General features: G+C 39.8%; 17 protein-coding genes and 1 pseudogene. 6 read left to right on the forward strand and 12 right to left on the reverse strand.

All coding sequences use genetic code 11. The features are described from left to right. Window positions 1-82: 82 nt before the first annotated feature. Window positions 83-640 carry a YniB family protein gene (locus tag AAC853_RS13955; RefSeq protein ID WP_340614903.1) on the reverse strand — a complete coding sequence of 186 codons (558 nt, stop codon included), beginning with the start codon at window positions 638-640 and terminating at the stop codon, window positions 83-85. Between the two features lie 207 nt (window positions 641-847). Between AAC853_RS13955 and hxpB the strand changes: the two genes are divergently transcribed. The 3 genes from hxpB to AAC853_RS13970 all read left to right on the forward strand — a co-directional run bounded on the left by hxpB (window position 848) and on the right by AAC853_RS13970 (window position 4,053). Next, the gene (gene hxpB, locus AAC853_RS13960) at window positions 848-1,513 is read left to right on the forward strand and encodes a hexitol phosphatase HxpB (protein WP_340614904.1); all 666 of its coding nucleotides are present in this window, start codon (window positions 848-850) and stop codon (window positions 1,511-1,513) included. Between the two features lie 180 nt (window positions 1,514-1,693). Then, window positions 1,694-2,287: a metal-dependent hydrolase gene (locus AAC853_RS13965; protein WP_338882544.1), complete on the forward strand. Its 594-nt coding sequence runs from the start codon at window positions 1,694-1,696 to the stop codon at window positions 2,285-2,287. Between the two features lie 371 nt (window positions 2,288-2,658). Continuing rightward, entirely contained in the window at window positions 2,659-4,053 is a 1,395-nt protein-coding gene (locus tag AAC853_RS13970) for an L-cystine transporter (RefSeq protein WP_338882545.1), read from the forward strand. Window positions 4,054-4,176: 123 nt separating this feature from the next. Here the strand turns inward: AAC853_RS13970 and htpX are convergent, their stop codons facing one another. From htpX to ftnA, 8 genes and pseudogenes are all read right to left on the reverse strand, one after another. After that, window positions 4,177-5,061, reverse strand: coding sequence for a protease HtpX (gene htpX / locus AAC853_RS13975; protein WP_338882546.1), 885 nt, complete (start codon window positions 5,059-5,061; stop codon window positions 4,177-4,179). Window positions 5,062-5,238: 177 nt separating this feature from the next. Next, the gene (gene prc / locus AAC853_RS13980; protein ID WP_340614905.1) at window positions 5,239-7,326 is read right to left on the reverse strand and encodes a carboxy terminal-processing peptidase; all 2,088 of its coding nucleotides are present in this window, start codon (window positions 7,324-7,326) and stop codon (window positions 5,239-5,241) included. A gap of 19 nt (window positions 7,327-7,345) precedes the next feature. Beyond that, window positions 7,346-8,056, reverse strand: coding sequence for an RNA chaperone ProQ (gene proQ / locus AAC853_RS13985; RefSeq protein WP_338882549.1), 711 nt, complete (start codon window positions 8,054-8,056; stop codon window positions 7,346-7,348). A 95-nt stretch (window positions 8,057-8,151) separates the two neighbouring features. Next, entirely contained in the window at window positions 8,152-8,649 is a 498-nt protein-coding gene (locus tag AAC853_RS13990) for a GAF domain-containing protein (RefSeq protein WP_338882551.1), read from the reverse strand. Between the two features lie 441 nt (window positions 8,650-9,090). Further along, window positions 9,091-9,441, reverse strand: coding sequence for a YebY family protein (locus tag AAC853_RS13995; protein ID WP_338882552.1), 351 nt, complete (start codon window positions 9,439-9,441; stop codon window positions 9,091-9,093). A gap of 76 nt (window positions 9,442-9,517) precedes the next feature. Then, a complete protein-coding gene (gene copD, locus AAC853_RS14000; RefSeq protein WP_340614906.1) occupies window positions 9,518-10,441 on the reverse strand; it encodes a copper homeostasis membrane protein CopD in 924 nt (307 codons plus the stop codon). Further along, window positions 10,441-10,827, reverse strand: a pseudogene (copC, locus tag AAC853_RS14005) (copper homeostasis periplasmic binding protein CopC). The gene copD and the pseudogene copC overlap by 1 nt, the downstream one beginning before the upstream one ends. A gap of 234 nt (window positions 10,828-11,061) precedes the next feature. Then, a complete protein-coding gene (gene ftnA, locus AAC853_RS14010) occupies window positions 11,062-11,568 on the reverse strand; it encodes a non-heme ferritin (protein WP_338882556.1) in 507 nt (168 codons plus the stop codon). A 437-nt stretch (window positions 11,569-12,005) separates the two neighbouring features. Between ftnA and AAC853_RS14015 the strand changes: the two genes are divergently transcribed. Next, window positions 12,006-12,236, forward strand: a complete 231-nt coding sequence (locus tag AAC853_RS14015) for a DNA polymerase III subunit theta (protein WP_338882557.1) — start codon at window positions 12,006-12,008, stop codon at window positions 12,234-12,236. Between the two features lie 59 nt (window positions 12,237-12,295). Here the strand turns inward: AAC853_RS14015 and pip are convergent, their stop codons facing one another. From pip to AAC853_RS14030, 3 genes are all read right to left on the reverse strand, one after another. Beyond that, a complete protein-coding gene (gene pip, locus AAC853_RS14020) occupies window positions 12,296-13,249 on the reverse strand; it encodes a prolyl aminopeptidase (protein ID WP_338882558.1) in 954 nt (317 codons plus the stop codon). Window positions 13,250-13,342: 93 nt separating this feature from the next. Further along, window positions 13,343-13,714: a protein YebF gene (yebF, locus tag AAC853_RS14025; protein WP_338882560.1), complete on the reverse strand. Its 372-nt coding sequence runs from the start codon at window positions 13,712-13,714 to the stop codon at window positions 13,343-13,345. Window positions 13,715-13,815: 101 nt separating this feature from the next. Beyond that, window positions 13,816-13,998, reverse strand: coding sequence for a YoaH family protein (locus AAC853_RS14030; RefSeq protein WP_338882561.1), 183 nt, complete (start codon window positions 13,996-13,998; stop codon window positions 13,816-13,818). A 150-nt stretch (window positions 13,999-14,148) separates the two neighbouring features. On the opposite strand from AAC853_RS14030, the gene pabB reads away from it, so the two are divergent. Together pabB and AAC853_RS14040 are read left to right on the forward strand one after the other, a co-directional pair. After that, window positions 14,149-15,519: an aminodeoxychorismate synthase component 1 gene (gene pabB / locus AAC853_RS14035; RefSeq protein ID WP_338882562.1), complete on the forward strand. Its 1,371-nt coding sequence runs from the start codon at window positions 14,149-14,151 to the stop codon at window positions 15,517-15,519. Then, window positions 15,516-16,085, forward strand: a complete 570-nt coding sequence (locus AAC853_RS14040; protein ID WP_338882564.1) for a CoA pyrophosphatase — start codon at window positions 15,516-15,518, stop codon at window positions 16,083-16,085. The genes pabB and AAC853_RS14040 overlap by 4 nt, the downstream gene beginning before the upstream one ends. Window positions 16,086-16,136 lie beyond the last annotated feature (51 nt).

Raw genomic sequence — 16,136 nt, forward strand, 5'->3', positions numbered from 1 at the left:
CAATGATTCAAAAAAAGATAAAATTTATTATATTAACCCCAACGTGACATTGAGCATCCTTGCAGTGTTATTAACTATCGTATTACCACCCTAAAAATTTAAATAATAAGTAAGCAATTACACCGATAATGATTGGTGATATGTAAAGAATAAAAATCTGTCTGAATAAAGAATGAGAGGGGAAAACAATTTTAGCTTTCAATTGTTCCTTGGTTATTCCACTTTCCTGCGCGTGTTCAAAGACCATTTGATCTTCGATACGTTCTTTAATGAATTTAAATTGACGATATATTCTCAATCCAGACGCACTCATTGCCAGCCCCACAAACATCAGCATATAAATGACAAAAAAACTGATATTTTCCCCAGTAATTCCAGCAACAAACTCAGGGGTTGGAGAATATTTCCAGAAAAAATCCCAAAATGGTGTATTGAATTTAATCATTTCTGTCATCATCTGAAGAAAATCATTCAATACCACATTAACACCACCACCGCCAATACTATCGTCTTTCACACCATGCTGCCCTGCTGCTAGATTAATTACTGAAACAAAAGTCGACAACAGGGCTGGTACAAAAATAATCCAGCCTAAGATTCGCTTAGCTATAGCAACATATCTGGCTTGTTGATACGTCATTACATTCTCCATTGGCACAAATAGTTTTATTTTTTACTCAATGATAACTCATAAAGAACCAATGTTAATCCTATTTATGGAGTCATTATTTTACTTTATTAATGAAATCATCTCTTCCTTTGTTATCATCCATAACGAGATTTAATTTATTGGAATTGTTACAATCAAACCTCTTTAATCACTGTTATCATCACGGAGAGATTTGAGATGTCATTTTGTTTATCTATGGAAGCCGCCATTTTTGATATGGATGGCTTGCTGATTGATTCTGAACCTTATTGGATACAGGGAGAAAAAAGCGTATTCAGTGAATTAGGGTTGGATTTAAATTTAGCCAAAAACCTACCTGATACATTGGGGTTACGCATCGATCAGGTGGTTGAGTTATGGTACCAAGCATCACCCTGGCAAGGCATCCCAAAAAGTGAAGTTGAGCAACGCATCATCAATTATGTAGTTCAATCAGTTGAAAAAAACCGTCCCTTACTACCTGGAGTAGAACATGCTTTAAATCTCTGTTGCGAACGCGGGTTAAAAATCGGCCTAGCTTCTGCCTCACCCTATGAAATGATTGAAAAAGTACTCGAATTATTTAACCTACGACATTACTTTGATATTGTTGTTTCTGCTGCGCACTTACCTTACAGTAAACCACATCCCGAAGTTTATTTGCTGGCAGCCAGTCAACTTGGAATCAACCCGATTAACTGTCTTACATTAGAAGATTCATTTAACGGTATGATAGCAACCAAAGCAGCAAGAATGCGCTCAATTGTCGTTCCAGCCACTCATCATTTCGATGATCACCGCTGGTCATTGGCTGACATTAAACTGAATTCTCTGGAAAAACTAACAATAGAAGATATTACTTAATCGCCACCGCGCTGTCCCATTTCTCGCATAAGGCAGCGCAAATATCAACCTTCCCCTCAGCCAACAAGCCACAATTTAAAAATTTCCTAATTACCCTCTATCTTCCTCAGACAAAACCCTCTATACTGCCCAACTGTATGTATAAACAGCAATCAGCATAAATAATTAGTATAAATCGTTATGACAGCAGAAGGGCATCTTCTTTTTTCCGTTGCCAGTCTTGTATTGGCTCATCAGCTAGAAATTACACCAGAAATAGCACAGGGAGACTGGTTACACATGCTTCCCGGTGTACTTCTGGCTTCATTGTTGCCAGATATCGACCACCCAAGTTCAACCTTAGGCCGATTGTTCCGCTTCATATCCATTCCAATCGCGCGATTATGTGGACACCGTGGATTTACACATAGTTTATTAGCACTGCTCGTGGGAGTTACTCTATTCCAGACTGAAATACCGTCTAATTGGCCCATCCCAACTGACTTTGTCCATGCAATGGTTATCGGTTATATCAGCCATCTTATTGCTGATATGCTTACTCCCGCTGGTATTCCACTGTTATGGCCGCTAAGAATACGTTTTTGCTTGCCTATTCTTAGAGGTAAGGATCGTAAAAAAGCCGAACGTTTTATTGCCGTACTGGTAGTAGTGATCGCTATTATCCTTCCACAACACATTAATTTCTCATTCATTCGCTATTTCGATAGCCTGCAATTTAACCAAATACAGTTTGATAAATTACCTATTGATAAGCTACAGAATCTCTACAAGTAATTGATCAATATCCATATACAACAAATATAGTAGCCTCATTGAATAATGGGGCTACTTGAAAATATAGAACATTTTTTATTCACTTCCTGTCGCCCCAAGAAAATCTTTGACTTAATAAAATACAAAGTTAACAGCTGTAACAATAGAAATAGATTAGGATATATAATCAATTAAACTAGCTAGTGAAAAATAATTATATTAAATTCCATTTAATTATAAGGAAGCGGCTTATTATACTGATAATATTTCACCTTACGCATTTCATGGTATGTAGACGATAGATTCAAATTGGAATACAACTTACAAATCTATATTCCAAACTACACACCACAACTCGAAATTAAAGAGTATATAAGTTTTGGAGACTAGAGATGAATTTACCACTCATCATCAACGTGCTCGTTTTTGTAGCACTGCTTATTCTATTGGCAAAAACGAACTCAAATAAATGGAGTTTATCCAAAAAAGTTCTTGTGGCTCTAGTCGTAGGTGTCGTTTTTGGGCTGGCATTAAACATCATTTATGGAACAGATAATCTTACCGTAAAAGAATCAATTAAATGGTTCAATATTATTGGTAATGGTTATGTACAATTGCTACAAATGGTTATCATGCCGTTGGTTTTTGCTTCTATCCTTAGTGCCGTTGCTCGTTTACACAAAGCATCTTCCTTAGGAAAAATCAGCTTGTTTACCATTGGTACGTTACTGTTTACTACAGCGATTTCCGCTTTAATCGGCATCGTAATTGCCAATTTATTTGGGCTCAATGCAGCAGGACTGATCCAAGGTACTCAAGAAACTGCTCGTTTATTAGCAATTGAAAGCAATTATATTGGCAAAGTTGCAGATATGAGTGTGCCTCAGATCATTCTCTCTTTTATCCCCAAAAATCCCTTTGCTGACTTGACGGGAGCACGCCCTACTTCCATTATTAGTGTGGTAATTTTTGCAACATTTTTAGGCATCGCTGCGCTACAAATGATTAAAGATGATCAGGGACGCGGTAAACGGGTTCTCGTTGCCATTGATACCATGCAAGCATGGGCAATGAAGCTAGTTAGGTTAGTTATGCGCCTCACTCCATACGGTGTGATGGCTTTAATGACCAAAGTTGTTGCTAGTTCCAATATCCATGACATTACCCAATTAGGTAGTTTTGTTGTTGCTTCCTACATCGCTCTTGGCCTGATGTTTGTAGTACATGGCGGGCTTTTGGCACTTACGGGTATCAATCCTCTGAAATTCTTGAAAAAAGCAGGCCCCGTACTGACCTTCGCATTTACCAGCCGTTCAAGCGCTGCAAGTATTCCCTTGAATGTTGAAACACAAACTCGCCGCCTCGGTATTCCTGAGTCTATTGCCAGCTTCTCCGCTTCTTTTGGCGCAACTATTGGACAAAATGGCTGTGCTGGCATTTATCCAGCGATGTTGGCAGTGATGGTCGCTCCAACCGTAGGTATTAACCCTTTTGATCCAGTGTGGATTGCAACTCTTGTGGGAATTGTCACTATTAGCTCTGCGGGAGTTGCTGGTGTTGGTGGTGGCGCAACATTTGCAGCATTGATTGTTTTACCTGCCATGGGTTTACCTGTCACCTTAGTGGCACTGCTCATTTCTGTTGAGCCTCTTATTGATATGGGACGTACAGCATTGAATGTTAATGGCGCTATGACAGCAGGTACTATTACCAGTCAATTAATGAGAAAAACCAATAAAAAAGTATTTGAGCAAGATGAAAAAGTTTTATTAAATCACTCTCAATAACATGCACTTTCTTCTGTGAATAAAGAGAGTTTACCCGGCATAGCCAGGGGTTTCTATATACAATAAAGCCGAGGTTCATGGCGAACCTCGGCTTTCTTATCTATATTAGCTATTGGTTATTTATTATTTTATATATTCACCGCTACGAAGGGCTTCAATACGCTTATCCAACGGCGGATGAGATAAGAACAACTCGCTGAAACTCTTAGCTTTACCATTAATACAGAATGCCATCATGCTTCCCTCTTCCTGAGGTTCATAGCTGGTCTTAAGACGTTGCAATGCTGCAATCATCTTTTCGCGGCCAACCAATTTTGCTGATCCTGCATCCGCATGGAATTCACGGTAGCGGGAGAACCACATGGTAATAATGCTTGCCAGAATACCGAATACGATCTCTAACACCATAGAAATCACCATGTAGACTATCGGATTACCATTACTGCTGCTTTCACTTTCATCATCGCTGCTGGAAAGGAAACTTGCAGCAGCCTGCGCAATGATACGTGAAATGAAGATAACAAATGTATTCACAATACCCTGCAACAATGTCATCGTAACCATATCACCATTGGCAATATGACTAATTTCATGCGCTATGACGGCTTCAGCTTCATCACGGCTCATATTGTTCAGTAGCCCTGTACTAACAGCGACTAGAGAAGCATTACGGCGTGCTCCTGTAGCAAATGCATTAATATCCAAGGCATCATAGATAGCCACTTGTGGCATAGTAATTCCCACTTGATCCGACTGACGGCGTACAGTTTCCATCAACCAAGCTTCAGTTTCATTGGATGGTTTTTCAATAACCTGGCCACCCACAGAACGCAGAGCCATCCATTTCGACATTAACAAAGAAATGAATGCACCCCCAAAACCAAACAAACCAGCCATAATCATGAGGCCAGCAACACTGCTCCGCTGAACTCCTGTAAGTGAAAGTATTATTCCAAACACCACCATGACAGCAAGGTTTGTGAGAAGGAACAAGGCGATTCTCATCATATAAATTTGCTTCCTTTAATTATCAAACAGTTCAACTAAAAGTTAAGCCATAAGATGGGGACAACCCCCATATTATTCAAGTTTTTTAAGATGTTAAGCGATATAAACAACATAACTTTACAATATGATAAAAGGCCGACTACCAAGCCGGCCTTTTATTTATAACAAATTTTAAGACTATCTCGTTACAGCTATTTCAGCAGGCTGATGTGCCAAATCCAAAGCAATTTTTACAGATTCATCTAAGTAAGGATCAGGCCCTTTATAATCTTTTGGTAAATCATCAAGCGATTTGAGCGTTTTTTTACCTTCTCGTTTAAAGCGTTCATTAAAACGATTCAATTTGATTGCTTCGTATTCCTTGTTTTCTTTCTCTCTTTGAGCATAGTTCAAGGAATAAACGCCCTTACGTTCTTTGATGACTTTATAGTAAGCAATATCCTGTTTGATATATTTAAATTCAGGATCATTAGCAATCCGTTGATTATGCAACTTAGTCAAGAGTGGCGTTAACTCTGAAATCACTTTCAAAGATGTATAATGCGCAGGCTGAATACTGTCCCAAGGTAACGCATTATCTTCTTGGCTTTCCCCTATTTCAGAAGGCTCTTCTCCTGTCGGCATAATGATATCAGGCGTTACTCCCTTAAGCTGGGTACTACCACCATTTATCCGATAGAATTTCTGGATCGTGTATTGCACAGAACCAATTTCTGGCCACTCAGGCCGCAGCATTTGATCATAAATACGGTTCAAAGGACGATATTGCTGAACTGTACCTTTGCCGAAAGATGGTTCTCCCACTATCAATCCACGGCCATAATCTTGCATGGCAGCCGCAAAGATTTCAGATGCAGAAGCACTTCTGTTGTCAATCAGAACAACCAGAGGACCTTTATAATAGATTGCTTCATCTGTATCTGCCTCCACTTTTACTCTACCAGTATTATCTCGAATCTGGACAACGGGACCAGTAGGAATAAATAAGCCAGATAACGATACAGCTTCTGTTAGCGCTCCACCACCATTGCCGCGCAAATCAATAACAACCGAGGCAACCCCCTGTTTAGTGAGTTTTTGCAACTGTACTTTTACATCATTAGTTAAGCCAACGTAGAAACCTGGTATATCCAGAACACCAACCTTATCTTTCCCTACCGTTTTTACCGACATCTTGACAGCTTTATCTTCAAGGCGGATATTCTCACGGGTTATGGTAACAATGTGGTTTTTTGCCCCTTTCGTACTTGGAATGATTTCAAGACGAACCTTACTCCCCTTCGGACCTTTGATGAGAGCAACGACATCTTCCAAACGCCATCCAACAACATCAACAATTGGTTTACCTACTTGCCCAACACCAATGATTTTATCCCCAACTTTCAATAAATTGCTTTTGGCCGCTGGACCGCCTGGAAGCAATGAATGAATAGCGATATACTCATCATCATATTGTAAAACAGCACCAATGCCTTCAAGAGATAAGCTCATCTCTGAATTAAATTGTTCTGTATCACGAGGCGAGAGATAACTGGTATGCGGATCTATTTCACGGGCAAAAGCCATCATAATGCTTTGAAAAACATCCTCACTTTGGGTTTGTGTGAGGCGTTTTAATAATGTCCGATAACGTTTAGTCAACGTTTCTTTGATTTCTTTATCATCTTTGCCGGATAATTTAAGATTTATCCAATCAGATTTGATTTTAGCATCCCAAAGCCTATCCAACTCTTCACTACTCTTTGGCCATGGCGCTTTAATACGGTCGGTGTCAATGGTGTCATGATCGTTTAAGTCAACGGGTTTTTCTAAACGGGCAAGCACATATTGATAGCGTTCAAAACGACGCTTTTGCATCAGATTAAATAGATCATACGGAAGTTTTAGCACGCCATTTTCAAGTTCTTTTCCTAATTCTCCCTTCTGGCTCGCGAATTGCGCGATATCAGATGCTAAAAAAACATTATGTCCATAATCCAGTTGATTCAGGTAACGATCAAAAATTTTTCCTGAAAAATCTGCATCCAGATAAAACTGGCGATAATGAGAACGAAGAAAACGGGAAACAATCCGTTTACTTATTGTGGGATGTTGCAGTTCCGGTTTTAAATCTGGCAATTGGCTCAGGCTGACCACAGACGTATTATGATTAGAGTCAGTAACGTGGCTACCACTCGCGACATTACCATTATTAATAGTATCTGTATAACCTGTACCAGAAAATGATAGACCTAAAACGAAAGCCAATGTAATGAGTTTGTTCATGCCCAAGTTGGCCTCCGTATCAGAACTTTAAGTGTTCTGCGCGTACAATCATTGCTAAACCAGTAGGTAACTGCACTCTGACACCATCTTTTGCAATTTCAAGCACAGATGCATCCATTAAGCTTTTTCCTACGTTTACTTTGATTGTCTGACCGACTTTCAAAGAGGATACGTCAGTGACTGAGTTTAACCCAGATTGTGCAATTTTTTTTATGGTCTTATCTGCTGGTTTACGTGATTGTTGCGGGCGGTTTTGCGAACGCACTGGACGCTTTTCACCATCGCCTGATTTCTTCTGACGACGAGGAACCGGCTTTTTATTCACAGGCCGTTCATTTTTCTTGTCAGATACGTTTTCAGTTTCACGTTTCTTGGCATGCTGTTCAGATCGTTGAGCCTGTACCCGCGCTTTCGCTTCTGCTAATTGCTGACGCGCATGTTCAATATGTTCAATTTCCAGCTCGCCACACATGTTCCCGTCAAGGTCAACACGCTGTGCTCCCTCTTTTACACCATAGAGATAGCGCCAACTGGAAGTATACAAACGCAAAGCAGAACGGAGCTGTGTTTTACTCAAACACTCCTCGCCCTGAATACGTTCAACGATGTCCTGGAAGATCCCAATCTTCAAAGGACGTGCTTCACCTTCTGCTACAAAGCAAAGTGGGAAGCGCTCAGCCAAGAAAGCAATGACTTCTTTACTACTGTTCAACTTAGGTTGATTTTCCATGAAATTTCCTGATTACAACGGTTTTGCCAACCAGCGCAGGCATGAACAGGCGACATTATAATAATGTTGCTGATAAATGCCACGTTATACGTATGTTAAGTTACGTTCTGTTGTAGATATTTTGACACAACACATTGTTCCAAGTGGTTACAAAGCCTGATAACTAGCGCTTTCAAGCCATTTTCATCATTCTCGTCAAACCGATCAAAAACCGTGCTATCAATATCCAAAACACCAACAACTTTCTCGTTGATTTCTAAAGGAAGTACAATTTCAGCATTACTGCTGGCATCGCAGGCTATATGACCCGGAAAAACATGCACATCAGAAATCCGCTGTATACTCTTATTTGCAACCGCCGTTCCACATACACCTTTTCCTATTGGAATACGAACGCAAGCAATCCTACCCTGAAATGGCCCTAATACTAGGGTATCATCATCAACTAAGTAAAAGCCAACCCAATTAACATTATCCAAACGCTCGTATAACAATGCGCTTGTGTTAGCAAGAGAAGCTATAAAATCGTACTCTCCTGATAGCAGGGCCATCAAACTATCAGATAGCTCTTGATAAAATTTATTCTTATCCATAATTCCCTACGCAATAAACAAAAAATTTAACACAATGAAAACAATTGTTTTACATTAAATTTTTACCCTATGTAACAAACTATTTCTAAGCATAACCAGTCATATGATTTAGATTTACTTTTAGAATACCGTCTCTCTGCCTGAATTTAAATTTTCTTTAATTATTTTTACCAGTATTCACTTATAAAATTTAGGGAGATATCACAATCTGTTTAAAAAATAGACCAATTTACACTCAATATTGGCCTTTCTTCATTTTTTATTATAAAACACGTTATGGTTACTTTAAGTACAAATAAAAAAAGGCCGAGTTACTCCTCTACTCGGCCCAGGGAAAAATGGCTCTATTAAAAAGCCTTGCGCTAAAAGTTGCCATTGAGACGTAGAACAACTTACTACCTAAAGCGTAGTTGACATACAATGAATTACAAGCTTTAGCCACTATCGGTTGGATGAATGATCACATAAAGCCAGTGCCGCTTTCTGGAATGGCTCAATGCTCATTTTTTGCTTAGGACGATCGGGATCATTTAAGAGGATGGTATCTAATGATGATGCAATGACTTTATTAGCTTGCATCAGTTGTGTTGCTCTATCATTCAATGGATACTGCATCAATGTACTGGGATTGATCACAAACAACGCGCCATCTGTTCGGCAATCAAGCATAACCTCTTCGCGAGTGAATGCCCACTGTTTCCCAAACTGTAGCTTGCTGATGGTTTTTATTGGCGCAGCTACTCCTTGAAAAGAGAGAAGTAAAAAAGGCAGAACCCAAAATAGTCGTTTCATTATATTTCCCCTATAGATACATGCCGTAATTTTATCGCTAATTTTCCTGTTTATGTACCCAGATTTGCACCAACCATTACGCAGGAGGTTGCGTTGCAAAAATCGCTACGCATAACAATGCGGTTGTACCCAGAATAATTTCCAGCCAGCTGTTGATTATCAATTGCTGATAGCACTTTTTCTGTTTTAACTTGGGAACTAAAATATAACGGTTAATCAAAGCCAAAAGAACCATTCCAATAACCAGAACTATTTTTAACCATAGCATGGATTGGTATTCAGATAGAGCTCGACTAAAGACAGGCCAATCTGGAATGAGAATCACACTACTCACTATTCCTGTCACAATCACCAGAAACACGGCAAAATGCCCATAAAGAGAAAATTTCTTCATAGCAATTACGCTATCTGCATATAGATTAGCCGCATTAGGGGATAAGTTGGTTTCTACTGACTGCCGTAATCGCAAGAATTGTAGACACACTAAGAATGGCCACAACCCACCAAACCAGTAACCAGCACTGAGTAAATGAACAACCTGATTAGCTTGAAGTAATAGCCCTATGCTTCCTTCATGCATAGCTGCATGTCCAATGAAAGCATGGCTTGAGAGTAAAATAATCGAACAACCTAACAATAGGAAATTTTTGATCTTAATATTGGAAAGGAACAGCCCACCAACGGCAAATACAGCAATCAATAACTGCCATCTCCATATTTGCCCAAAAGAGGTTCCCAAAACAGCCAGCCAGATATCCAGGACATAAACATCGTGCCAACCATCCCCCATTAATCCAGCCTGTACAATAAACCAGATGATTGAAGTTATCAAAGCCAACACGGTGCTGATTAAAACTCCAACTTTTAACCGTTCTCTCATTAGGCTTGAGAAATGCCCAGAAACAAGCATTACAGTGAATAAGCTAAGGCCGAACATCAACATGACGGCCACAAAATGAGAGAAACGGCAGAATATGTATAGCGCCTCTAGAGAGATCATTATTTTACAGTAAAACTATAAACGCCTTTGGTTTTATGACCATCGACAGAGAGTACACTCCAGTCAACACTGTATTTTCCCGCAGCAAGTTTATCTTCAACTGGCAGGATTAACTTAGTTTTAGTTTCAGGATCGAGTTCTAACCGACCTGTTTTAACTACAGTCTTTTCTGGACCAATCAATTTTACCTTACTAAATCCCAGTTCAATACGTTCTGAGAAGTTCAAGGTGATAGTTTGTGGGACAACTTCAACCACGGTATTTTCTGCGGGAGTCTTGATCTTTCAAATGTGCATGGGCCAAAGCCTGCTGACAGACATGCCGACAAACAGAACCACAAGAGTAGATAATTTGGTCCAGAATGAACGGATGTTAAGAATGAGCATATAGATAACCCTTTAATATGTAGATAAATTTTTCATGCTTGAAGGGTGATTCTATACCAAAAAATCTGTTTAATCTGCGGCAATTGACGAGTAATGTCCTGACCTGTGAGGCACTACGCAAAAATGGGATAAAAGAGTGAGGGTCGTAACCCCGGTTTCACAATGCATGAAAAACAGATAAAGAAACGGGAGTTACGATGGAAAAATAGATCAAATCGAAAACCGAAAGCTATATCAGGCCTGTACTGGTGCCGTAGATAATCCTTTAAGATCTTTATCCAACAAGAACAAGGCTTTTCCACTTTCACCTACCATATCTAGTTTGTCCAGAATGGATTTGAACAGTTTTTCTTCTTCATGCTGCTCAGCAACATACCACTGCAAGAAGTTAAAAGTGGAATAGTCCTGTGTCGTCATCGCTACATGGGCAAGTTTATTGATCTCTTCCGTGATCAATTTTTCATGCTCATAAGTCTGATTAAACACATCAGAGATAGATTTAAATTCTACAGGAGGAGCCTGAATAGCGCCTAATACAGGCATTGATCCAGTGTCACCCAAATAATCAAACAAACGTTGCATATGTTGCATTTCTTCCTGTGAATGAGTCTTTAAAAACGCTGCAGCACCTTCATATCCTTTATCACTGCACCATGCACTCATTTGCAAATATAAATTCGCAGAATAAAATTCAAGATTTAATTGCTCATTTAATTTTTTGATCATTTCTTGTTTTAACATCAGCCAACTCTCCCAATAATTCATTAAACTTGGCGTATTATGCCAATTAAAATCACATAATACAAAAACAAAATAAAAATATATAACACAATGATAAATAAAGGATTACAAATAATAATCGATAGAAATAAATCTCATTAAATATGAGAAAATAAGAATCAATTTTATTTAATTAAATTTTTATTCAAAAAAACATTTTTAATAAAAATGATAATTGATATTATTTGTATTTATTAGGTGAGTTTCTGCCCTTTTTAAACAACTTGCTAAACAAAAGAGTGTTTACTAATTTTCTTTTATACCAATCTAACTTCAAGATGCGTGTGATTTCTCCCCCGCTTCGCGGGGAGAAATCAGGTTTCATAGCGTGTTATAAATCGCAACTTGAAGTTTAATGCGTATAGAGAAATTTAAAATGAATTTTCAGAGAGGCCAATATGGAACATAATTTAGCCAAATTATCTAAAGATGAGATGGATAAGGTCAATATTGATTTAGTAGCATCCGGTGTTGCTTTCAAAGAACGTTATAACATGCCTGTTATTCCTGACACGGTTGAACAATCACAACCAGCACATCTGCGGGAATATTTCCAACAACGCTTACAGCACTACCGCCAGCAATCAAGGTTACTGTCACGCCTGCCTTATGAGCCTAAAAACCGCTAAGGGAATGCGATGAGAAAAGATAACCACCATTTTCTGGTGGTTATCTTATTCCAGCTAATTTATTTTCCAACAAATTTATCAGTCGCCTTAATGAGTTGGTGTAAAATACCGGCTTCATCAAAAGAGTGCCCAGCACCTTCCACAATATGCAATTCAGCTTCCGGCCACGCTTTTGCTAAATCCCACGCATTTTGTATCTGACATGCCATATCATAACGGCCATGGATAATCACCGCAGGGATATGTCTGATCACATCAATATGATCCAGTAATTGCTGGGTTTCGTCCATAAAACCATTATTAATAAAGTAATGGTTTTCAATACGTGCAAATGCCAAAGCAAAATTATCTTCTGAAAAAGAAGCTGAACTTGCAGAAGGCAACAGTGTGACGGTTTCTCCTTCCCAAAGACTCCATAAACGGGCCGCTTCCAGCTGGACTTGCAAATCGTCACTGGTCAGCCGTTTGTTATAGGCCGCTATGACATCTTTACGCTCTTCTTCTGACAGGATCGACAATGTACGTTCCCATTTTTCCGGGAAAAAACGCGAAGCACCTTCTTGGTAATACCAGTGCAACTCTTGTGGACGAAGCAAGAAAATCCCTCTTAGCACTAATTCTGACACACTATTCGGGTGTTTTTCAGCATAGGCCAAAGACAGTGTTGATCCCCATGAACCGCCAAAAACCAGCCATTTCTCAACACCCATGAGATTACGCAGCCGTTCAAGATCCTCTATTAAATGCCATGTTGTATTATTTTCCAGGCTAGCGTGGGGCTTAGAACGCCCACAGCCACGCTGATCAAATAACATAATATGGTAGCGTTCAGGATCGAATAACTGACGATGATAGTTTGCTATCCCACCACCAGGGCCACCATGGATGAATACTGCGGGTTTACCTTTTGGATTGCCACACAATTCCCAATAAACCTGATGTCCATCACCCGTATCCAGATACCCTGTTTGATATGCATCATAAGCGGGATAGAGTTTCCGTTGTTCCGTCATAAAGCCCCTCACTGTTTAAACAAAACGGGATACTTTCTCAGTATCCCGCACATATTTAAAGAAAAGATAGTGTGACAAATTATTTGCTTTTATTTACTTTACTTCACCATAACTGATAGTTTCTTTTTGACAATCAATCGTGACATTGTAACTTTTATCTTCTTTCGTACCTCGGACGATCAATGGAACCTGCAATACATTTGTATCACCAGTAATATCATTGACATTTACCCATGCAATGGGTTTTGAAGTACCTAATTGTTTTCTGTCTCTATCCCAGTGACTAATACGCTTTTGTAAAAAATCTTGCTTAACTTGTGCCGCTACTTGATCTTTAGTTAAATTTTTACAAGAAATAAACTTCGCCACACGGTCGTTCTCAGCAGCGGTTACCGTGAACGAAACGGAAAACAAAATACCGGCACTCAATAAACCAATACGATGAATAAACTGATTTGCCTTCATATTACCTCCTATTACCATCCAAATAGTATGGATTAAAAGTTGCAATAAATTAACATGTAATAGAAAGCAATTATGTGAGTTTTGTTAAAAATGCCTCGCGACTAGTTTTCATCATCTTCAAATAAAACAGGGATCTGCTCATGGTTTCGGTGCTTTTCGCGTAATTCCTGAGCAATAATAGCAATGGCTTCTCCGCTGCCCATTCCTTCGGAAATAAGCTGATGGATCCTCTCTACGGCCGCTTGCTGCTCTTCATGGGATAATACTGGCATACCTGAAAACATCGTTATAACCTCAAATAAAACATAGCACTTAATGGCAAACGGCGATTATAGCCTGTTTTTATCTCAAGTCAGGAGCAAGATTGTGTGATAATCTCCGCGGATTAATATGTTATTCCTTGTGGATTGCTCAACACCAATATTGATTCCGCCATGAAAATTGCATTACAAAAACGACAATTACCGTATTCTCCTGATCTCGCCATTCACTATTTCGCCCCTTTGTCTGCATTACCCTGGGCCATGCTGTTACATTCTGGAACCGCCGAACATCCGCATAATCGATTTGATATTATTGTCGCTGAACCTGTGACAACCCTTGTCACCCAAGGAACCTCTACCGAGATTAATTGTAATGATAAGGTTTCTCTTTCCAAAGAAGATCCCTTCCAGCTATTAAAAAACTATCTTCGCATCTGGGACATTAATGCTCAATTTGATCCGGACCTCCCTTTTCAAGGAGGAGCATTAGGTATATGGGGATACGATCTCGGACGACGTATCGAAAAGTTACCTGAATTAGCCACCCATGAACTGAGCTTTCCTGATATGGCTATAGGGATCTACGATTGGGGATTAATTATTGATCATCAGCTACAGAAAGTAACGTTACTAAGCTACCACGATATTGACGAACGGCTGACATGGTTAGAGTCTCTGCGAGAAACCAGAAAAGAAGAATTTTCCCTGACAAGTCCGTGGCAATCGAATATGACAGCACAGCAATACCACGAAAAAATTGCTCATATCCATCGCTACCTACGAGAAGGGGATTGCTATCAAGTCAATTTATCCCAGCGGTTCTATGCTAATTACAAGGGAGATGAATGGCAGGCATTTATCCAGCTCAATGAAAGCAACCAGGCTCCCTTTTCTGCCTTTATCCGCTTGCCTGAGCACTGCATTATCAGCGTTTCACCTGAACGTTTTATCCTTTTGAAAGATCATCACATTCAGACGCGCCCAATAAAAGGAACGCTGCCCCGATTGCAAGACCCTGTAGAGGATCAATTACAAGCTGAGAAATTAGCAAACTCACGCAAAGATCGCGCGGAAAACTTGATGATTGTTGACTTATTGAGAAATGATATTGGGCGAGTTGCTACCCCAGGTTCAGTCAAAGTCCCTGAATTATTTGTTGTTGAACCCTTTCCGGCCGTACACCATCTGGTTAGCACCATCACAGCAACTTTGCCTGACACATATCATGCCACAGATTTACTGCGGGCCTGTTTCCCAGGTGGATCAATTACGGGTGCCCCTAAAATCCGAGCCATGGAAATCATTGAAGAATTAGAGCCACATCGCAGACATGGATATTGTGGTGCTATTGGCTACATTAGTTTCTGCGGTACAATGGACAGCAATATTACTATTCGTACCTTGCTGACAGAAAAAGAAAAAATTTACTGTTGGGCAGGTGGTGGTATCGTTGCAGATAGCATCGCTGAAAAAGAATACCAGGAAACATTTGATAAACTCGGACGGATCTTACCTCAATTAGGGGAACTATCTATATCATGACATCGCTCTCTGACTTCATTCATCGGTTTCAATTGCAGCTTCCTGCAAAACCAGCACATTTAGCCAGCAACCAACGAAATGCTGCGGTATTATTACCGATTATATGTAAGCCAGAACCAACGCTGTTATTCACCCAACGCTCCGCAAGCCTCCGCTCCCACGCCGGACAAATTGCTTTTCCGGGTGGAGCGGCAGATCCTGAAGACGCCTCTCTGATTGCCACAGCTTTGCGCGAAGCAGAAGAAGAAGTCAGCCTGCCACAAAATAAAGTGCAAATATTGGGGCAATTAGCCCCCTTGGATAGTATTGGGGGTTATCGTGTCACTCCGATAATTGGGCTTATTACCGAACCCATCTCTTTTCGAACCAATCCCGCAGAAGTAGCAAGCATTTTTGAAATCCCGCTGCTTGAGGCACTTTCCCTTCCCCATTATCGATATCTGGATATAAAACACCGCAACCAACAGCGACGAGTCTATTTTTATTGGCACCAAGAGCATATGATTTGGGGATTAACCGCAGCCATTATTTATCGCTTAGCCCAGCAAGTACAAAAAACGTTCTAAAACACCACAAAACTGTGCATTACTTATCCATAATCATATCAATTGCTATTA

The organism is Xenorhabdus thailandensis, from assembly GCF_037996785.1.
In the GTDB taxonomy this organism is placed as follows: Bacteria; Pseudomonadota; Gammaproteobacteria; order Enterobacterales; family Enterobacteriaceae; genus Xenorhabdus; species Xenorhabdus griffiniae.